The 18922-nt window shown below is 65.9% G+C and carries 20 protein-coding genes and 1 pseudogene; 5 read left to right on the top strand and 16 right to left on the bottom strand.

What is annotated here, in order from left to right:
* Positions 1 to 2: 2 nt before the first annotated feature.
* Positions 3 to 710 (bottom strand): molybdate ABC transporter substrate-binding protein, encoded by a 708-nt coding sequence (gene modA, locus ACTTAI_RS04205; RefSeq protein ID WP_444454562.1) that lies wholly within the window; start codon positions 708 to 710, stop codon positions 3 to 5.
* A 108-nt stretch (positions 711 to 818) separates the two neighbouring features.
* Between modA and ACTTAI_RS04200 the strand changes: the two genes are divergently transcribed.
* Both ACTTAI_RS04200 and ACTTAI_RS04195 read left to right on the top strand, forming a co-directional pair.
* Positions 819 to 1526: an ABC transporter ATP-binding protein gene (locus ACTTAI_RS04200; RefSeq protein WP_444454561.1), complete on the top strand. Its 708-nt coding sequence runs from the start codon at positions 819 to 821 to the stop codon at positions 1524 to 1526.
* A gap of 16 nt (positions 1527 to 1542) precedes the next feature.
* Complete coding sequence (locus ACTTAI_RS04195) at positions 1543 to 2262, top strand: type 1 glutamine amidotransferase (protein ID WP_444454560.1); 720 nt, start codon at positions 1543 to 1545, stop codon at positions 2260 to 2262.
* Between the two features lie 216 nt (positions 2263 to 2478).
* Here the strand turns inward: ACTTAI_RS04195 and ACTTAI_RS04190 are convergent.
* Both ACTTAI_RS04190 and ACTTAI_RS04185 read right to left on the bottom strand, forming a co-directional pair.
* A pseudogene (locus ACTTAI_RS04190) lies at positions 2479 to 2607 on the bottom strand (IS5/IS1182 family transposase); the annotation flags it as partial.
* A gap of 1278 nt (positions 2608 to 3885) precedes the next feature.
* Positions 3886 to 5031, bottom strand: a complete 1146-nt coding sequence (locus ACTTAI_RS04185; protein WP_444454559.1) for an alpha-D-ribose 1-methylphosphonate 5-triphosphate diphosphatase — start codon at positions 5029 to 5031, stop codon at positions 3886 to 3888.
* Between the two features lie 86 nt (positions 5032 to 5117).
* Here ACTTAI_RS04185 and ACTTAI_RS04180 point away from each other — a divergent pair, with 86 nt between their 5' ends.
* A complete protein-coding gene (locus tag ACTTAI_RS04180) occupies positions 5118 to 5792 on the top strand; it encodes a DUF1045 domain-containing protein (protein ID WP_444454558.1) in 675 nt (224 codons plus the stop codon).
* Here the strand turns inward: ACTTAI_RS04180 and ACTTAI_RS04175 are convergent.
* The 4 genes from ACTTAI_RS04175 to ACTTAI_RS04160 are packed head-to-tail and all read right to left on the bottom strand — an operon-like array spanning position 5774 to position 8667.
* Positions 5774 to 6313 carry a phosphonate metabolism protein/1,5-bisphosphokinase (PRPP-forming) PhnN gene (locus ACTTAI_RS04175; RefSeq protein ID WP_444454557.1) on the bottom strand — a complete coding sequence of 180 codons (540 nt, stop codon included), beginning with the start codon at positions 6311 to 6313 and terminating at the stop codon, positions 5774 to 5776. The two genes, ACTTAI_RS04180 and ACTTAI_RS04175, sit on opposite strands and share 19 nt — an antisense overlap.
* The gene (gene phnL / locus ACTTAI_RS04170) at positions 6310 to 6993 is read right to left on the bottom strand and encodes a phosphonate C-P lyase system protein PhnL (RefSeq protein ID WP_444454556.1); all 684 of its coding nucleotides are present in this window, start codon (positions 6991 to 6993) and stop codon (positions 6310 to 6312) included. Before phnL ends, ACTTAI_RS04175 begins: the two co-directional genes overlap by 4 nt.
* Positions 6994 to 6997: 4 nt before the next feature.
* A complete protein-coding gene (gene phnK / locus ACTTAI_RS04165) occupies positions 6998 to 7804 on the bottom strand; it encodes a phosphonate C-P lyase system protein PhnK (RefSeq protein WP_444455692.1) in 807 nt (268 codons plus the stop codon).
* Complete coding sequence (locus ACTTAI_RS04160) at positions 7804 to 8667, bottom strand: alpha-D-ribose 1-methylphosphonate 5-phosphate C-P-lyase PhnJ (RefSeq protein ID WP_444454555.1); 864 nt, start codon at positions 8665 to 8667, stop codon at positions 7804 to 7806. The genes phnK and ACTTAI_RS04160 overlap by 1 nt, the downstream gene beginning before the upstream one ends.
* A 28-nt stretch (positions 8668 to 8695) precedes the next feature.
* On the opposite strand from ACTTAI_RS04160, the gene ACTTAI_RS04155 reads away from it, so the two are divergent.
* On the top strand, positions 8696 to 8827 hold the full coding sequence (locus tag ACTTAI_RS04155; protein ID WP_444454554.1) for a hypothetical protein: 132 nt from the start codon (positions 8696 to 8698) through the stop codon (positions 8825 to 8827).
* A gap of 2 nt (positions 8828 to 8829) precedes the next feature.
* On the opposite strand, the gene ACTTAI_RS04150 is transcribed toward ACTTAI_RS04155, so the two are convergent.
* Genes ACTTAI_RS04150 through phnG form a run of 3 tightly spaced genes read right to left on the bottom strand, consistent with a single transcriptional unit; the run spans position 8830 to position 10936 of the window.
* Positions 8830 to 9903: a carbon-phosphorus lyase complex subunit PhnI gene (locus ACTTAI_RS04150; RefSeq protein ID WP_444454553.1), complete on the bottom strand. Its 1074-nt coding sequence runs from the start codon at positions 9901 to 9903 to the stop codon at positions 8830 to 8832.
* Complete coding sequence (gene phnH, locus ACTTAI_RS04145) at positions 9903 to 10469, bottom strand: phosphonate C-P lyase system protein PhnH (protein ID WP_444454552.1); 567 nt, start codon at positions 10467 to 10469, stop codon at positions 9903 to 9905. Before phnH ends, ACTTAI_RS04150 begins: the two co-directional genes overlap by 1 nt.
* Entirely contained in the window at positions 10469 to 10936 is a 468-nt protein-coding gene (phnG, locus tag ACTTAI_RS04140) for a phosphonate C-P lyase system protein PhnG (protein ID WP_444454551.1), read from the bottom strand. The genes phnH and phnG overlap by 1 nt, the downstream gene beginning before the upstream one ends.
* A 77-nt stretch (positions 10937 to 11013) precedes the next feature.
* Between phnG and phnF the strand changes: the two genes are divergently transcribed.
* A complete protein-coding gene (gene phnF, locus ACTTAI_RS04135) occupies positions 11014 to 11724 on the top strand; it encodes a phosphonate metabolism transcriptional regulator PhnF (protein WP_444454550.1) in 711 nt (236 codons plus the stop codon).
* A gap of 69 nt (positions 11725 to 11793) precedes the next feature.
* Here phnF and ACTTAI_RS04130 read toward each other — a convergent pair whose 3' ends face one another.
* From ACTTAI_RS04130 to ACTTAI_RS04105, 6 genes are all read right to left on the bottom strand, one after another.
* The gene (locus ACTTAI_RS04130; RefSeq protein WP_444454549.1) at positions 11794 to 12420 is read right to left on the bottom strand and encodes a chloramphenicol acetyltransferase; all 627 of its coding nucleotides are present in this window, start codon (positions 12418 to 12420) and stop codon (positions 11794 to 11796) included.
* Between the two features lie 3 nt (positions 12421 to 12423).
* The gene (gene phnE, locus ACTTAI_RS04125) at positions 12424 to 13746 is read right to left on the bottom strand and encodes a phosphonate ABC transporter, permease protein PhnE (protein WP_444454548.1); all 1323 of its coding nucleotides are present in this window, start codon (positions 13744 to 13746) and stop codon (positions 12424 to 12426) included.
* Entirely contained in the window at positions 13743 to 14594 is an 852-nt protein-coding gene (gene phnE / locus ACTTAI_RS04120; RefSeq protein ID WP_444454547.1) for a phosphonate ABC transporter, permease protein PhnE, read from the bottom strand. The genes phnE (ACTTAI_RS04125) and phnE (ACTTAI_RS04120) overlap by 4 nt, the downstream gene beginning before the upstream one ends.
* 72 nt (positions 14595 to 14666) lie before the next feature.
* Entirely contained in the window at positions 14667 to 15590 is a 924-nt protein-coding gene (phnD, locus tag ACTTAI_RS04115) for a phosphonate ABC transporter substrate-binding protein (protein ID WP_444454546.1), read from the bottom strand.
* Positions 15591 to 15633: 43 nt separating this feature from the next.
* Positions 15634 to 16455, bottom strand: a complete 822-nt coding sequence (gene phnC / locus ACTTAI_RS04110; RefSeq protein WP_444454545.1) for a phosphonate ABC transporter ATP-binding protein — start codon at positions 16453 to 16455, stop codon at positions 15634 to 15636.
* A 147-nt stretch (positions 16456 to 16602) separates the two neighbouring features.
* Positions 16603 to 18768, bottom strand: coding sequence for an esterase-like activity of phytase family protein (locus tag ACTTAI_RS04105; RefSeq protein ID WP_444454544.1), 2166 nt, complete (start codon positions 18766 to 18768; stop codon positions 16603 to 16605).
* Positions 18769 to 18922: the final 154 nt, after the last annotated feature.

The raw sequence follows: 18922 nt of genomic DNA, 5'->3' as shown, positions 1-18922 counted from the left end.
TGTCAAAGCCCGTAATGATGCAGGATCTCTTGCGCGGGCGGCGTGGCAAGGAAGGCGGCAAAGCCCTCGGCCGAGGCGTCGAGCACGCCGCAGGTGATGTCGATCGGCTGATAAAGGCTCGGATCGACCTCGACCCAGCCGCCCAGATCGTCCTTGGCACCGATCGCATCGGTGATGTTGAGGAAGCCCGCATCGACATCGCCCGTGGCCAGATAGGCCGTCACCTGCGGCACCGTCGCCACCGTCACCAGCTTCGGATCGACCTTGGCGGCAAGCCCGGCATGGTCCAGATATTGCCGCCCCGCCTTGCCGTAGATCGCTGATTTCTCGTCAGGAATCCCGACTTTCGTGATATTGTCTCCGGCCAGCTTGGCGGGATCGGCAAGGGACACTCCCTTGCGGAAGGCCACGACAAGCTTGCCCGTGCCCATCGGCAGGAAGCGTTCGAATGCCAGCCCCTCGGCCTTGGCGAGCACGGCCTTGTCACCGCAGACCATCGCCATCTTGCCGCTTTCGCGCGCCTGCCCCAGCACCTGCCCCATGTTGCCATAGACCTCGCCCACAGATTTGCCGCTTTGCGCCTCATAGGCGGCGACGGCCTCGGCCATCGGGCGGCGATAGCCCGCCCCCGCGCCAATCACGAGATCTTCGGCAAAGCTGGCAGAGGCGGAAAGAATGAGAACGGCCGAGATGGCAAGGCTTTTGCGCATGGGGAACTCCTGTCGGTTTTGCGGGCTGGACAAGTGCCGCCCTTCGCTATGTAGTCAGGCCTTATATCGATCAGGTCAATTGCCCCGTTCCGTCGCAGGACAAACACCGTGCCAAGTGTCGCCCCTCTTGCCGTCACGCTTGAAACCCGGCTTTCGGGGCCAGATGGTCCGTTCGAGCTTGAAGTCGATCTGAGCGTGGCTGCGGGAGAATTCGTGGTGCTGACAGGGCCGTCGGGGGCGGGCAAGACAACTCTCATGCGGTTGATCGCCGGTCTGGCACGCCCCTTGCGCGGCGCGGTCGCGATGGCCGGGCAGGTCTGGAGCGACACCGCACGCGGGATCGATCTGCCGGTCCGCGCCCGGTCGCTTGGTTTCGTGTTTCAGGACTACGCCTTGTTCCCGAACATGACGGCCGCGGGGCAGATCGCCTTTGCGCTGCATGATGTGCCCCGGCGCGACCGGGCGGATCGGGTGGCCGAAATGCTGGATCTGGCCGGACTTGCGGGGCTTGCCAACGCCTTTCCGGCGCAGTTGTCGGGCGGGCAGAGACAACGGCTTGCGCTGGTGCGGGCGTTGGCGCGACGCCCGAAACTGCTTTTGCTCGACGAGCCGCTCTCGGCGCTTGACCCCGACACCCGCGCCCGCCTGCAAACCGATTTGCGCCGCTTGCATGCTCATTTCGGCGCCACGACGCTGATGACAAGCCACGACCCGGCCGAGGCGCAGCGTCTGGCCGACCGCGTGCTGCGACTCGAGGCCGGACGGCTGAGCACAGCCCGCTTTCCCCACCCCTCATTGCACCTTGTCCGTGCCTGACCGCCCCGGAGGCCCCATGAACATCCTTGTCTTTCAGCATCTTGCCGTTGAACACCCCGGAACCCTGCGCGATATCTGGGCGGCAGCGGGGCATCGACTGACCACGATCGAACTGGATGCGGGCGCACCGATCCCGCCGCTTGACGGGTTCGATCTGATGGTGGCGATGGGCGGGCCGCAGGATTTGTGGCAGAAGGACGAACTGCCCTGGATGCAGGCGGAGCTGGCCGCGATCCGGCGTTGGGTGAAGGATCTCGGGCGGCCCTATCTGGGCATCTGCTTGGGCCATCAATTGCTGGCCGAGGCGCTGGGGGGCAAAGTCGGGCCAATGGCCGCGCCCGAGGTGGGTCTATGCGAAGTGACCCGCACAGAAGAGGGCGCCGCAGACCCGCTTTTTGGCGTTCTGACGGATCGGATGCAGACCTTTCAGTGGCACGGCGCCGAGATCGTGACCCTGCCCGAAGGCGCTGCGGTGCTGGCCGAAAACCCGGCCTGCGGTACGCAGGCGATCCGCTGGGGACGGCACGCCTGGGGGATGCAGTTCCATGTCGAGATCACCGAAACCACCGTCGCGGACTGGCAGGAGATCCCCGCCTATGCGGCGAGCCTGCGCACCGCTCTGGGCGAAACCCGCGCGGCGGGCCTTGCCGCAGAAGTGGCCCCGCATCTGGCGACCTTTCGCGAAACAGCAGGACGAATGGCTGCAGCCCTGACAGCGGTCATGGCTCATCCCTGAACCAGATCGTGGCTCAGGTGTCTCGGCCGCCTGAATTTTCCTTTTGCCAACACCTAGGTAACCCCAATATCCTCGTAAGTTCGCCGCAGCTTGGATGGAGTGACGCCGAAGCTGCGGTTGAACCAGTAAATCATGGTCTTCTTCGGCGTTGTTGCAGAAAGGTGGCCTGAGGCGTGAGTTTCCCTTTCCCTTTCCCTTTCCCTTTCCCGTTCAGGTTCATGCCACGCGGACGACCTCGGCAGTGCCGAGCGCATTGAAGCGATTGATGAGGGCGACCCGAATGTGGATTTCGACGGTTTGGCGATCGGGATCCCTCGCGGCGATGCGCTCACCGAAAGCCTTCAGGTCGAGCAGGTTCAGCGCCACCGGTTCGAGCGAACCGGCGAGGGCATCTTGGCCTCCACGCGACTGCGGGCGGCCTCGATGACGAGGTAGTTTACCGGCTCGGCCGCAGCGCAATGGCGGCCGCCGCGATCATCTCGTGCCGCAGATAGTGTTGGGGTGGAGAGTGCTCCGCCATAAATCAATCATATGATTGTTTTATGGATATTGCAAGACCGCCGCCCGCGCCACACGGCGTCGATGCAAAACTCTGACTATCGAGGATTCACATTGTGAATCCATGTGGTTGGACGGCCTTCGTGAGCAAGTCATCCCCCGCCCGCCATCGCACGACGAACTGGTCCAGCCAATGAGCCATTCAGAGGCGCTCGACGACATGGGGCTGAGCGAGGCCTACCGCCGCGCCGAATGCCGGCCGTGGTTCTGGCAGGGCAGGGATCGGTGAGGCCCGCGCGGCTGGATCGGGTGCGATCTCGGTTTCCCGCGCTTCGCCACGCCCGTCGCGCCCCCGACACCGCCGGTCGCACTGCAATCGGAAGCCGCCGCTGCCACACCGCCATCATCGACCGGCAGGCTACTCCGAGAGGTCTCGGACATCCCGGCCTTTATTCGTGATGCCTGTTGATGGTTGAGTATGAGTGCAAGTGATGGCTTTCGCCATTGAAGTTGCGTGTTCCTGAAGATCATCGCCGCAGCAAACGCATTTTGGCTGAGGCCCGGGGCTGCCGGAATCCGCTCCGGCGGATTGCCCCCCTGAGGTAGCCCGGGCCTGCGTCGTGGCCTGCCTCGCCCGCGAATCTCCCCGCGAATGCTGGCTTTCGCTTTTCGCCGCGGATGCGATGCAGCAACTTTACGCGCCGCTCCCATCCCCCTTATTCGGGCGACCTGACCAACGCGCTCGGCCCTTACCGGCCGGTCGATCCTCACGGCGCAGGCCTCCGAAGCGGCCGCTCGAGCGCTCCGCAGCGACGAGGTCCATCCAGCCCTGAACCGACCTTTGTTCAGGGCGCCGCGGAAGGTTTGACGACGGAGCAAGGAGCCACTTCTCATGCTTCGGCATCGCCGATGAAGAATGCCTGAAAGCTGTCATTGGGATTCTTCCAGGACTCTGGCCAATGTGCAGGCTTTGGCCGAGCCACGAGAAATTCAAACGTTCGTCGGCACGCGGGGTTTGCTCGTCAGTGATGGCCAATGCCGCGCCACAGTGCCGTTTCTTTGTGTGGTCACTGTGAACGCCAAGTCGCCAAACTGCAACTCGGCATCGGCGCGGCACAAATGCGGTCAGCCGACGCGTTTTCCTTTGACCCAGACACCGCGCAGGGCAGCGCTGCGCTCTACCCGATGCGCCCGGATCAGATCGGCGCGCAGCCCGACAGCAATCGCCCCACGGTCGTTCAAGCCCACCGCCTTGGCCGGGGCCGAGGTCACCGTGGCGATCCCCCGCGCCGGGTCATCCCAGATGTCGCCCAGAATCAAAGCCGCCGACAGAAGTGACCCGGGCACGTAGTCAGAAGACACGATGTCGAGCAGATCCGCCTCGGCCAGGGCCTGCGCCGCCACATTGCCCGAATGCGAGCCGCCGCGGATCAGGTTCGGCGCCCCCATCATCACCGCGATGCCCTGCTCGCGGCAGGCCTTGGCGGCCTCGAAAGTGGTCGGGAACTCGGCAAAGCGCACCCCGTGGCCGCGCGACACGGCAACCTGTTCCGCCGTCGTGTCGTCATGGCTGGCCAGAACCGCGCCCAGCCGCGACGCAGCCGCGACCGTGCCAGCCTCATGCGCCGCGCCGTGCCGGGCTTTCAGCGCCTTTTCGTGCTCCACATGGGCCAGGAATTCCGCCTCGCTCAGCCCATGCTTCTTGCGCACATAGTCGCGCAGCTTCGAGAGGTCGCGAAACTGCCGCTCGCCGGGGGTGTGGTCCATGAGCGACACGATCCCCACCCGATCCTCGGGGCCGAATTTCGCCAGCTCGTCGAGCAGGGTTTCCGAACAGACCTCGGCGCGCAGATGCAGGTAATGCGAGATCCGAAAGCCGTCGCGCGCCCGCATGCCCAGAATTTCATCGGCCAGCGCGCGGGCGTATTCGCGGTAATCCGAGCGCGCCCCCGACGGCCCGATCGAGCCCACCCGCAGCGCGTCGAAAACTGTCGTAATGCCCACCGAACACAGCTCGGCATCATGGGCGATGATGGCGTCGGTATGCGGCCAAGCCACCTTCGGGCGCGGCTCGATGTGGCGCTCCAGATTGTCGGTGTGCAGCTCGATCAGCCCGGGCGCCAGCAGATCGCCCTCGCAATCGAGCGCGCCCTTCGGCAGCGCGCGGCCCGCGCCGATCTCGGCGATCAGACCGTCACGCAGCACCAGATGCCCCGTCATCACATCATCGGGCAGCACAAGAGTGGCATTGGCCAGGATCGTCTCGGTCATCCGGTTCTCCGGGATTTTGGTTTGCAGACAGGGTTTTGGAAGGCGAGTGTCACATTGCGGTGACGGATCGGTGCGAAAGCGGGGCCATGATGATCAAACGTTACGCACTTTATTTCGCCCCGGCAGATGCGGGGCTTTGGCGGGCCGGGTCGGACTGGCTTGGATGGGATGCCTGCACCGGCCGTCCGGTCGGTCAGCCCAGCATCGCGGGGCTTTCCGAAGCAACTACAACCGCACGAAAATACGGCTTTCACGCCACGCTGAAGGCGCCGTTCCGGCTCGCCCTCGGGCAAAGCCCGGAAACGCTGCGCGAGGCCGTTGCAGAAGTGGCGGCGGGTTTGGCCCCGGCCGCCTTGCCCGGTCTTGCCGTGCGCGCGCTTGGCGATTTCCTTGCCCTGACGCCCGAGCCCCGCGGACCGGACCTTGCGCAGTTGGCCGCCGAGGTGGTGACCCGTTTCGAGCCGTTCCGAGCCCCCCTGACTCAAACGGAGATCACGCGGCGGCAGCCGAACCGGCTCAGCGCGCGGCAGCGCGAGCTTCTCGACAGCTACGGCTATCCTTTCGTGCTTGAGGAATTCCGTTTTCACATGTCGCTGACCGGCGGCCTGGAACCGGAGGAAATCGCCCGCCTTGCGCCGCTCGCGCAGGCCTTCTTCGCGCCGCATCTGGCGCAGCCGGTGGCGCTCGACCGGCTCTGTCTCTTTGGCGAGGATGACACGGGTCGGTTTCATCTTCTGGCCGCTCACGCGCTTTCCGGCTGAAGCGCCGCGATCAGCGCGGCGATGCCCGCCGCGGGCGCGCCATCGTTGAGAATGCGACAGCCGTCAAGGCCCCGCGGCAAAGGCAGCGCCGCCCGCTCAAGCCGCGCCGCGATCTCGTCCGCATCTTCGCGCCCGCGCCGCTGTAGCCGCGCCTGCAAGATGCCGGGCGAGACCGCAATCTCGATCACCTGCAGCTGCGGGAAGGCGGCCAGACATTCCGGCAGCGCCGCGCGCGAGCCGTTGAAGATCACGTCGCGCCCCTCGGCGAGCGGTGCTAGTTCGGCGTGCCGGAGACCATAGCCCAGATCATGCGCCAGCCATGAGAGCGCAAAGCCGCCGTTGCCATGCAGGGCGGCGAATTCCGAGGCCGAAAGGCTTTCGAAGTCTTCGCTTGGCGCCGCCGGGCGGGTGATCGAGCGCCGCGCGCGGTGAATCTCGGGCCGCGCCGCGATCAGCCCGGAAATCAGCGTATCCTTGCCCGCGCCCGAAGGCCCGACGATGGCAAAAAGCCGCCCGCTCATGCCGCCCTCGCGGGGGTGAAGGCCGTCACATCGATTTCGCGATCGGCCACAGTGGCCCGCGCGGCCTCGTCATGGAAGATGCCGAGGATGGCAGCGCCGCGCGCCTTGGCCTCGCAGATCAGCTCCAGCACCACCGCCCGGTTCACCGGATCGAGCGACGCGGTCGGCTCGTCGAGCAGCAGCACCGGGAACGGATGCGCAAAGCCCCGGGCGATGTTGACCCGCTGCTGCTCGCCGCCCGAAAAGGTGGTGGGCGACAGCGACCAGAGCCGTTCCGGGATGTTGAGCCGGGTCAAAAGCGCCTCGGCCCTGGCGAAGGCTTCGTCCTCAGGGGCGCCCGTGTCGAGCAACGGTTCGGCGACGACACGCCGTGTTGGCACCCGCGGCACGACGCGCAGGAACTGGCTGACATAGCCCATCCGGTCGCGGCGCAGGGCGATGATCTGGCGCGGCGTGGCGCTGACAAGGTCGGTCCCGTCGACGCGCAACCGCCCCGTCTCGGCGCGGTAATTGCCCCAGATCATCCGCATCAGCGTCGATTTTCCCGCCCCCGAAGCCCCGGTCAGCGCCACACATTCGCCGGGGCCCACATGCAGGCTGGCCCCGGCAAGCACCGGAAGCACGGCCGCGCCCTGGTTGTGCAAGGTGAAGCTTTTGCACAGATTTTTGATCTCGATCATCGGTTCAGACCTGCAGGACAGAGGAAACGAGAAGCTGGGTATAGGCCGCCTGTGGATCATCGAGCACCTGATCGGTGAGGCCCGCCTCGATCACCCGGCCGTCTTTCATCACCATCAGCCGGTCGGCCAGAAGCCGCGCCACGGCGAGATCATGGGTGACGATGATCACGGCAAGCCCCATCTCGCGCACCAATTCGCGCAACAGGTCCAGAAGCCGCGCCTGCACCGAGACATCGAGCCCCCCGGTCGGCTCGTCCATCAAGACCAACCGCGGCCCGGTCACCAGATTGCGCGCGATCTGCAGCCGCTGCTGCATGCCGCCCGAAAAGGCGCGCGGCCGGTCGTCGATCCGGTCGGGGTCGATCTCGACCCGGCCAAGCCAGTCGCGCGCCTCCGCCCGGATTGCCCCGTAATGCCGCGCGCCGACCGCCATCAGCCGCTCGCCCACATTCGCGCCCGCCGTCACCCCCATCCGCAGCCCGTCGCGCGGGTTTTGATGCACGAAGGCCCATTCGGTGCGCGCCAGATGCCGCCGCTCCGGCTCGCCCACCATCCGCAGATCGCGGCCGCGATAGACGATCCGCCCGGCATCCGCGCTCAGATGACCGGCAAGGCAGCCAAGCAGGGTCGATTTGCCCGAGCCGCTTTCGCCGACAATCCCCAGCACCTCGCCCGGCCAAAGATCGAAATCAACCTCGGCACAGCCGATCCGCGCGCCCCAAAACTTGCCCAGACCCTCAACCTGCAACAGCGACCCCGCTTCCGGATCCGGCTTTTTCTTGGTCCAAATACGCCCTTGCGCGCCGTCCATCATGCGTCCCCCTCCGACAATCGCCCCGCATGCCCCGTCGCGCGACGCCCGGCGCAGAAATCGGTGTCAGAACAGCAAAACATCCGCCCGCCGGCATCGTCGGTGATCACCTCGTCCAGATAGCTCGCCTCGGCGCCGCAGAGATCACAGGCCGCCTCGGCCTTGCTGGGCTCGAACGGATGATCGTCGAAATCGAGGCTGACCACCTCGCAATAGGGCGGCAGCGCGTGAATGCGCGCCTCGCGCCCGGCGCCGAAAAGCTGGATCGCCGGACAGCCCGACAGCTTCGGATTGTCGAATTTCGGGATCGGGCTCGGGTCCATCACATAGCGGCCCTCGACCTGCACCGGATAGGCATAGGAGGTCGCAATCGCCCCGTGCCGCGCGATGTCCTCGTAAAGCTTCACATGCATCAGCCCGTAATCGGCGAGCGCATGCATGCGGCGCGTCTCGGCCTCGCGCGGTTCCAAAAACCGCAAGGGCTCCGGGATCGGCACCTGATAGACAAGGATCTGCCCCTCGGTCAGCGCCGCTTCGGGGATGCGGTGGCGGGTCTGGATCAGCGTGGCCTCGGTCGTGCGGGTGGTCACCGCCACCCCCGCCGTGCGCTCGAAGAAGCGACGGATCGAGACGGCGTTCGTGGTGTCATCGGCGCCCTGATCGATCACCTTGAGCACGTCTTCGGGCACGAGGCACGCCGCCGTCACCTGCACGCCGCCAGTGCCCCAGCCATAGGGCATCGGCATTTCGCGGCTGGCGAAGGGCACCTGATAGCCCGGCACCGCCAGCGCTTTCAGAAGGGCGCGACGGATCATCCGCTTGGTGGCGGCGTCCAGATAGGCGAAACTGTAGCCCTCAGACATGGTGCTCTCCCAAACAAGGACGGAAACGATGCTGCACTGGATCTTCTTCACCGTGGCGGGGGCGTTCCTCGTGGGCTCGCTCTTGCGCAATCTGACCGGGGGCAAGGAGGCGAAATCCGCCCGGCACGAAGACGACACCCCGCGCGATGGCACTGAATAAGGTCATTTCGCGCCCCCTGCCGCCTCGCGGCGCAGGCGCCGGATCAGTTCCAGTTCCGACTGGAAATCGACGTAATGGGGCAGCTTGATGTGCTCGAGAAACCCCGTCGCCTGAATGTTGTCGCAGTGGCTCAGCACGAATTCCGCATCCTGCGCCGGGGCGCCGGTGGCGTCTTCGCCCAACTCCTCCCAGCGCAGGGCGCGCTCGACGAGGCTCATCGAGATCGCCTTGCGCTCGGACTGGCCAAAGACAAGGCCATAGCCGCGGGTGAATTGCGGTGGTTCGGTTTTCGAGCCGGTGAACTGGTTCACCGTTTCGCATTCGGTCAGCTCGACCTCGCCGATCTCGATCGAGAACCCGAGTTCCGGGATCTCCATCTCCACCGCGCACAGCCCGATGCGCAATTCGCCGACAAAGGCATGGGTGCGCCCGTAGCCGCGCTGCGTCGAATAGGCGAGGCCCAGCACGAAGCCCTCGTCGGCCCGTGCCAGCGCCTGCAATCGCGTCGCGCGGGCGGCGCGCAGCTCCAGCGGTTCGCGCGTCAGATCGGGCGGCGTTTCAGGGCCAGCCGTCAGTGGCTCCATCAGCCCGTCGCGATCGAGCAACCCCAGCACATGCGGCGCGGGCGCCGCGTCGGCGGGAACGCGCGCGGCGGGCGGCGGCGCCCCCTCTGCGGCGAGCGCGAAATCGAGCAGCCGATGCGTGTAGTCAAAGGTCGGCCCCAGCACCTGCCCGCCCGGCACATCCTTGAAGGTGGCGGAAATCCGGCGGCTGATCTGCATCGCCGCGGTGTCGACGGGCAGGCTGGCGCCAAAGCGCGGCAGTGTCGTGCGATAGGCGCGGATCAGGAACACCGCCTCGATCAGATCGCCGCGCGCCTGTTTGATCGCCAGCGCGGCCAGGTCGGGATCGTAGAGCGAGCCCTCTGCCATCACGCGATTGACCGCCAAGGTCAGCTGCTCGCCGATCTGCTCCACGCTCAGCTCCGGCACCGCAGCATCGCCCCGGCGTTCCTCGGCCAGCCACGCGTGGGCGGCGTCAATCGCCCGCTCGCCACCTTTGGTTGCGACATACATCAGAGCGCCTCCACCCGGGTCGAGCGCGGCAGGGCGGCAACGCTGTCACCCGCGCAGAAATAGCAATCGAATCCAAGCGGAAAGCGGGCGCGGTTGGCGGTGAACGGGGCAATGGCAGGCAAGCGGGCGTCCTGATGCGTCTCGATCCCCGGGCCGCGCAGCCGCGCATTGGGGGGCGTCAGGGCGGCCATTTCGACGATCAGCGTTGCCGAGCGGTCGGGGTAATCGGGCGTGCCGATGCGGAACTGGTCAAGCGGCAGATCTTCCCAGCGACCAAGGGCAAAGACCGCCGCCTCGGGCGGGCACAGGGGCGCCGCGGTGTGAAAGGCGATCCAGTCGACAAGCGCAGGCGTGAGCAGCGCGGGGGAAACGAAAAGCGGCGTCGTGTCATCGCACAACGTCAGCACCAGTGCCCCGGCCGCGGGCGACAGCGGCGCAGGCGGGCAGGCCCCGGCAAGGCGCGCGATCCGGCCGGGCCGCGCCATCGCTTCAAGCGCGGCGCGGAAGGCATGCGCCGCATCGATCGCGGGATCGGCGAAACCGCCGGAAAGAGCGTGCATCTCCATCAATCCTCTCCCCGGACCAGCGTGAAGAATTCGACCTTGGTGGCCGCGGCCTTTTCGGCGCGAATACGGCGCCGGGTGGCCTCTTCGGCGCGCAGGGGGGCAAGCACCGCGGTCTCGATCCGCGCCGCTTCCTCTTCCTCGCCCTGCATCAGCGCATCGATCACCGCCACGCGCGTCGCATGGCCCTTGTCGCAGCCCTGCACGGCAGCATGTCCGACCCTGCCATCGGCCAGACGCAGCGCGCAGCGTGTCACCGTCATTTCGCCAAGGTTGAACGGCGCCCCACCGCCCGCCCCCATGCGCCCGCGCACCATCACCGCCCCCACCTCTGGACGGCGCAACCAGTCGAACGGCGGGAGGTCTGGCAGCAGGGTGGCGAGACGCGCGCCGGGGGCGCGGGCCAAAAGCGACAGGGTCGCCGCGCGGGCCGATGTGTCGAAAGCAGCGTTGGAGACCGGGGCAGACATCTTGCGGATTTGTCCAGATAAGTATACAACTAGACAAATATTGCGCCGCAGAGGTCGATTCCGCCAATGAAGTTTGCATGACAAAACGCGATCCCGTCTGGGCGGCGATTGCCGCAATCCTGCGCGCCGAGATCGCCTCGGGCGCCTGCCCGCCCGGCGCGAAGTTGCCGACCGAGGCGGCGTTGTCGGCGCGGTTCGGTGTCAACCGCCACACCCTGCGCCATGCGCTGGCAGCCCTTGCCGAGGAAGGTCTGCTCCGGGCGCGGCGCGGCTCGGGGGTGTTCGTCGCGGCAAGCCCGCCCACGGATTATGCGCTCGGGCGGCGGGTGCGGTTTCAGGAAAACGTCCTCGCCTCGGGGCGCACGCCGTCGCGGCAGGTGCTGCGGCTGGAGACCCGCCCCGCCGAGGCGGCGGAACGCGCCGCGCTGGGGGTTGCGCTTGTGCATCTCTACGAGGGGTTATCGCTGGCCGACGGGGTGGTGCTGGCGCAGTTCCGCTCCGCTTTTCCGGCGGACCGTTTCCCAACCTTGCCCGAAGCGCTGGCCCGGCTTGGCTCGGTGACGGCGGCACTGGCCGAGATGGGGGTGAGCGATTACACCCGCGCCTCGACCCGGATCACCGCGAAACTGGCGCGTGGACCGCGGGCGGCGTTGCTGCATCTGCCCGAGGGCGCGGCGCTGTTGCGCACAGAGGCGGTGAATGTCGATGCCACAGGGGTGCCCGTGGAATACGGGCTGACCTGGTTTGCAGGCGATCGCGTCGCGCTGACCGTGGCAACGACTGGCTGAGTGATGGGAAGCCGCCCCCGCATCGGGGAGGGAGGAGGGCGGCTTCCCGGCCTGCCCGCCGAAGACGGGTCAGGCAGGCACTTCTTCGTAGCGATCGAGAAACTCTTCCGCGGGAAGGGTGCGAAAATCATCCAGCCGCTCGCGCAGCGTCGCATGATCCCAGTCCCACCAGGCGAGTGCCAGAAGTCGCTCGGCCACACGGTCGGGAAACCGCATCCGCAGCGGCACGGCGGGGCAGCCCGCAACGATCATGAAGGGGGGCACATCCTTCGTCACCACCGCGCCCGAGGCGACGATCGCGCCGATGCCCACCGTCACCTCGGGCTTGATGATCGCGCCATGCCCGATCCAGCAATCGGCGCCAAGGCTGATACGGCGCGCGGCGCGGTGCAGGAAGAAGGCGGCGTCATCGCCCACATCGTCCCAGTAGTAATGCGAGCGATAGAGGAAATGGTGCTGCGCCGCGTTGCGGAACGGATGGTCGGTCGGGCCGATCCGTGTCATCGCGGCAATATTGGCAAACTTGCCCACCGTGGTGTTGGCGATGTCGGCCAGCCGGTCGCAATAGGCATAATCGCCCATCTCCACATTGGTCAGCCGCGCCCCGCGACCGATCTCGACATAGGCGCCGAAGCTTGCATTGCTGATCTCGCAATCGGGCGCGATCAGCGGTGTGACGGGATGCAATTTCGCCATGGTCTACCCCTTGATGAAGCGTGTGCGCAGCCAACCCGAGAGGCTGTCCATCGCCATCACCATGAGGAGGATCAGGACGATGTAATAGCTGACTTCTTCCCAGTCTTTCTGGGTCTGGATCGCCTGCGTCAGCAAAAGCCCGATACCGCCCCCCACCAGCGCGCCGATGACGGTGGCCGAGCGGGTGTTGCTCTCGAGATAGTAAAGCACCTGGCTGAGGATCACCGGCGCCACCTGTGGGCCGACACCGAAACGGGCTTGCAGCGCGCCGCTCGCGCCGGTGGAGGCAATCCCCTCGCGCTGCTTTTCGTCGATGTTTTCAAGCGCCTCGGAGAAGGTCTTGCCGAAGGTGCCGGTGTCGGTCATCAAGATCGCCAGCGCTCCGGTCAGCGGCCCAGGCCCGAAGGCGCGGCTGAGGATCACCGTCCAGATCAGCCCGTCGATGCCGCGGAAGAGATCGAAGAAGCGGCGCAGGCCGAACCGCACCGCCCGGCCCGGCGCGAAATTGGAGGCGGCGAGGAACGCCAGCGGAACCGCGATCAGCGCCGCGCCGAGCGTGCCAAGAAAGGCCATCAGCACCGTCTCGCCCAAAGCCCAGACCACGTCGCCATGACGCCACATCCGGTTATGCCAGAAGTCATGGAGCATTCCCGCAAGGTTGGCCCGCGCGGGGTCAAGGCGCGGCTCCCACAGCGCAAGCGCCGCCAACTCGCCCGGACCCTTGCCGTGAAACGGGCTTTGCAGGTCGAAGAAGAAAAGCTCCCAGCCGGGTTGATAGCGGAAAGTCTCGGTGCGCTGGGGTGTCATCGAAAAGCGCCACCACGGGCCGCGGATATCGACCCGGGTCGAGGAGGCCGAGAGCCAGTCGGGCGTGACGGCTCCTTCGGGCAGTGTCACCGCGATGCGCCGCCCGCTCCGCGTTACCTCGATCCGGCCAAAATCTGTCCGGTCGATCCGGGCGCCGCTGGCGGTGTAGGTCACGCGCCCCCCGCCCGGCAGGTCGATGACAGGGGTTGTGCCGTCCTGCACCCAGCTCGGGAATTGCTCGGGCGCGTAACGGCCTTTCGCCTCGCCCTCGATCGCGACCTCCAGCCCCGGTTTTCGCAGATCGCGGCTGACATGGGTCTTGTAGCTCCAGAAATCGCCCAGAAGTGTTGCCGCATTGTCGGGCCGGATCCGCGCCGCGATGCCCGGCAGATCGAAGCTGAAGAAGATCGTCGTCAGATAGGCGAGCAGCAGCAGCGGCGCGGCCAGCATCACCGCGCGGCGCCGCCCGAGGCTGCGGCGGATTTCGGTCTCGGCGATCAGCAGCATCGGGGCAGTCATGCCGCCTGCCCCCCTTTGACAAGACGCATCCGGGCGCGGTCGGACAGGGCATCGACGACGACGATGGTCAGAAAGAGAAGCGCAAAGATCGCCACCACCTGATCGTAGCGCCCCTGTCCCCATTGCAGCGTCGTGCGCAGATCGTAACCGATGCCGCCCGCGCCGACGAAGCCAAGGATCGCCGAGGCGCGGATGTTGATCTCGAACCGCAACAGCGCATAGGAGGACCAGTTCGGCGCCACCTGGGGCAGGATGCCGAACCAGATCCGCGCCAGCCATCCGGCACCGACCGAGGCGAGCCCCTCGAGCGGTTTCAGATCGGCGTTTTCCGACGCCTCGGAGAAGAGTTTTCCCAGCGCGCCCGCGGTATGCAGCGTGATCGCGATCATCGCGGGCACCGGGCCGCCGCCGAGCAGAAAGATCAGCACCAGCGCGATGACGATTTCGGGCATGGCCCGCATCACATCCATCAAGCGCCGGACCGGGGCCACGATCAGGGCCACGGGCGCCAGCGCCCGGGCCGACAGAACGGCAAACAGGCAGGCGAAAAGCCCGCCCAAAAGCGTCGAGACGGCGGCGATGTTCAGCGTCTCGATCAACGAGGGCAGGTATTGGCCGAGATAGCCCGGCAAGTTGCGCCAGTCGCGCGCCGCCTCGGAGAGGATTTCGACTGGAAAGTCAAAGATATGCGCGATGCCATCGATAAAGCTGCCGGCATTGCGGGCATCCGCTGTGCGCCAGCCCGAGGCCATCAGAACGACAAAGAGCACAAGGATCAGCCCGCCATAGAGCCGCCGACGGCGCACCAGCGCCAGATACTCCGCGGTCATGGGCAGGGCTGACGTCATCTTGCGCCTTTCGGGAAAGGGGACGGGGGCCGGAGCCCCCGCCCGAACTGTCGAAATCAACCGGTGCTGAAATCAGTTCCCCTGCGTCGCGCGCCGGGTTTCCACGATGATATCGTAGAAATCGGCGGTGATCGGCGCAAAGCCCGCGGTGTCGCCCGCCGCCACGCCATAGGCGCAGTCCTTGTCCTTCGCCTGCAGCCCCTTGACCAGATCGGTCATCTTCGCCTTCACATCGTCGGGCAGGGCGTGGCGCAGCACCACCGGGCCTTCCGGGATCGGCTCGGATTTCCAGATTTCCACAAGGTCGTTCATGTTCACCAGACCCGCATCGACCGCCTTGCGCAGCGCGCCCGAGTTGTAGCCGTCTTCCCAGTTGCCCTGCCCATCGGCCCAGGTCACGCCCGCGTCGATGTCGCCATTCACCACCGCGACGATGGTCTGTTCATGCCCGCCGGTGAATTTCACCGTCTTGAAATAGCTCGACGCGCCATCGGCCAGATCGGCGCGGGTGATCTCGGGATGGGTTTTCGGGATCTCGACCGAGGGGATCAGATAGCCCGAGGTCGAGTTCGGATCGCCAAAGCCGAAGACCTTGCCCTTGGCGTCTTCCAGCTTGGTGATGCCGCTGTCCTTCCGCGCGATGCCGATCGAATGATAGGTGAACGAGCCGTCGAGGTTGGTCTTCACCAGCGCCACATCGACCGCTTTCGGGTCGGTCAGATAGACCTTGGCATAGGCCGAGGCGCCAAGCCAGGCCATGTCGATGGTGCCGCCCAGAAGCCCCTGCACCACGCCGTCATAATCGGCGGGGGCAAAGAGCTTCACCGGCACACCGAGGGTGTCTTCGGCGTATTTGCGCAAGCATTCGTTCGAATTCAGCCGGTCTTGCGCGTTTTCACCGCCCAGAAGGCCGATGTTGAACTGGGTGATGCCCTCGGCATGGGCGGCACCGGCAAGAAGCGTCGTGGCGGCCAGAACGGCGGGAAGGATCTTCATGGTCGTCTCCGGTTGACCCCGGCCACCCCGGCCGGGAAAGGGGTTACGCGCCAAGCATCGCGGTGGCGTAGCTCTCGTCGGCGCTTGTGTCGGCGGGGATCGCGGTCGAGGTCGCGGCCTCGTTGAAACTGGCATCGGCGCCATAAATCTCGCGCGCGACGCCGGTTGACAGCTGATCGGGGCGGCCATCGAAGACCACGCGGCCATCGCGCATCCCTATCACCCGGTCGCAATAGCGCCGCGCGGTGTCGAGCGTGTGCAGGTTCGCAATCACCATGCGCTCGTCCTCGGTCTGGATCCGCTTGAGCGTGTCCATGACAATCTGCGCATTCATCGGATCAAGGCTGGCGATCGGCTCGTCGGCAAGGATGATCGCCGGATCCTGCATCAGCGCGCGGGCGATGGCGACGCGCTGCTGTTGCCCGCCCGACAGCGCCTCGGCGCGCTTCGATGCCTGCTCCGCGATGCCGAGCCGGTCAAGGATCTGGAGCGCTTGGGCAATGTCGGCGTCGGACCAGAAATCGAAGATCGCGGCCAACGTCGGGCGGCGGCCCAGAAGGCCATGCAGCACGTTCGAGGCCACATCCATCCGCGGCACGAGGTTGAATTGCTGAAACACCATCGCGCAACGGCTTTGCCATTCCCGCTTTTCGCGACCCGTCAGCGCGGCAACATTGCGCCCCTCGAACAGGATTTCCCCCGCACTGACATCGGTCAGACGATTGATCATCCGCAGCAGCGTCGATTTCCCCGCGCCCGAGCGGCCGATGATGCCGACGAAGGCGGGCCGGTCGAAGTACAGCGACACGCTGTCCACGGCCTTTCGGGCGCCAAACTCCCGCGTCAGCTTCCGAAGTTCCAGCATCTGCCCCCACCCCGCCTTTCGGTTCCGGGGAGTCATCGCTGCTTCGGGCAACAGCGGCATGGCAGTTCATTAAAGCTTCGGTAACGCTATCGGGGAACAAGAAAGCCCCGGGCCTTGCGGTCCGGGGCTGGTTGCTGGATTGAAAGGTTACTCGACTTTGCCGATCGACCAGAACTGCGTCTCGCCCGAGCTGTCATCGACGCCATCATTGTCGGTCACGAAAAAGCCCTCGCCCGCCGCATCGATTGCAAAGCCCTCTACCTTTTCAAGCGTGTAGCCCTTGGTGGCCTGAAGGTCGGGAAGCAGGTCGCGCACCAGTTCCTTTTTCACCACCGGCAGCGGCCCGCCCAGTTCGGCCGGTTTCAGATCGGCGAGCGCCACCCGATAAAGCCGCTTCACCGTTGCCTTGTCGGCCGACTGATTGTCCCGCTCGAGCAGATAGGCAAAATCACCGTTCAGCGTGATTTCCGACAGGCCAACCCAGCCGCCTTCGGGCGCCGCGTCGAGCGGATACTGCACCGCCCCCCATTTTTCTTCTTTCAGATCATAGGCGACCAGTTTGACCATCCCCTTCGGATCGTCTTTCCACGGGCGCTGAATCGCCAGCCAGAGCGTATCGCCCGCAACCGCGATCCCCTCGAAGCCGAAGCGGATCTCATGCGCGGAAAGCTCGGCCGGAAGTCCGATCTGCTGATCGATGGCCCCCTTTTCATCCAGATGAACGATCCCATGCGGGATCATCTTGTCGGTCCGCCCTTCGGTGGCGAGCCAGAAGCCGCCCGCGCCATCGGTGGCCAGCCCTTCGATATCCATCAACTGCGCCGGATCACCGCCGCGCGTGACGGTCAGCCCGGCGGTGATCTTCGCCGGTTTCTGCGTCGCATCGATGGTGTAGATCGTCGGTGCCGCTGACAGGAAACTGTCAGAGGCGGCGAAAAGATGCCCCGGTTTGCCCGGATCGGCGGCGAGCGCCGACAGCGCGGTCCAGCCAACCAGAGGTTCGGTGCCGGCACTGGTGATCGTCGGATAGGCGGGCGCCGCATCGCCCAACGCATAAAGCATCACATGCGCGGGCGGTCCGCCGTCCTCGCGCAGATCGACCTCGTTCGCAGTGGCGAGAAGCCCGCGTTTGGGGAGCGCCACCAGACCTTCGGGGCTGATCCCCGAGGGCAGGATCTGCAAAAGCTTCGGCGCCGCCAGATCGGTCAGATCGTAGACGCCGACGAGCGAGGCCCGTTCGGAGGCGACGAACAGCAGCTTGCGCCCGTCGAAATCGGCCACTTCGACCGACTCGATCTCGACGCCCTTCTTGTTGCGCTTGTCGGGGTAATGGCCAAGCGCAGCCATCTCGCGTTCAAGGCTGGCGCCCGCCTCGAAGACCACGCTGCCGTCCTTCTTCCAGATCGTGAAGCCGCGCGAGCCGCCCTTCCAGTCGCCTTCATTCGCGGTGACGAAATGATCGGTGTCGATCCATTTCACCCCGTCAGGTTCGCGCGCGACGCCCTCTTTCGTGCCGGTGAAATCGAGCTTGCCGTCCTTTTTCGTGTCGATGCCGGTCAGATCGACCGTGCCCGCGGAAAAATGCGCAGCGACTTTGCCATCGGCACCCACCACCACGATTTCGTTGTTTTCCTGCAGTGTCACGACGATCTCGCCCGCCGCGTTGATCGCGACGAATTCCGGCTCCGGATCCTCGCCCGCCACCGCAGCAAGCCCGGTCAGGTCGATCTTCTGCAGCCCGGCGCAATCGACCGCGCCCTTCGAAAGCGGCAGCTTGACCAGATAGCCCGCGGGCATCTGCGGCAGGTCACCGTCATTCACTTCTTCGTCGCGCTCGTTTTCGATAGCGACGGCCAGGAAGCTGCCATCCGGGGCCTTGGCGACGGAATCGGGCTGCCCGCCAAGGTCGCATTCCGCCACGATTTTCTGGGTGGCCAGATCGACCGTCACCAGCTTGCCCGAGGGCTTGGCATAGCTTTCCGAGGTGTTCACCCCGGCGAAGGCGAGCCCGCCCAGAACCACCGTCGTCGTCGGCTCGCCGCCCATGTCCACCGTGCCAAGCGGCTTCGGCGCGGCGGGGTCCGCGATGTCGATCAGCCCCAGCGCGCCCAGCGGGCTGTCGGAATAGATCAGCTTCTGCCCGTCTTCGGTCGCGGTGATGATCTCGGCCGAGGAAGGTTTCGCGGCTGCCGCGCCGCTCGAATTGCGCGGCGTGGCGAAGGCGGCGATGCGGTTGAAGCTTTGCTCTGCGTTGGCCGGGAAAGCGGTGGCAAGCGCAAGCGCCGAAGTCAGGCACAGGCTACGGAAGGTCATCGGGATCATCCTGTCAAATTGCGTCGCGCGGACGATCTGCGGTGCACGTAACGGCGGGATGACACGCAGATTGCGGTTCGATGACAGAGCTCGGGCGAGACTTTCGAGATCCTCGCAAGCCGGTCTCCCCGCGCGATCCTCCCGAATCGTCCGT

This window comes from Rhodobacter capsulatus (assembly GCF_052363175.1).
In the GTDB taxonomy this organism is placed as follows: domain Bacteria; phylum Pseudomonadota; class Alphaproteobacteria; order Rhodobacterales; family Rhodobacteraceae; genus Rhodobacter; species Rhodobacter capsulatus_D.
The sequence above is the reverse complement of the archived record's forward strand: the minus strand, read 5'-3'. Positions and strand labels throughout refer to the sequence as shown.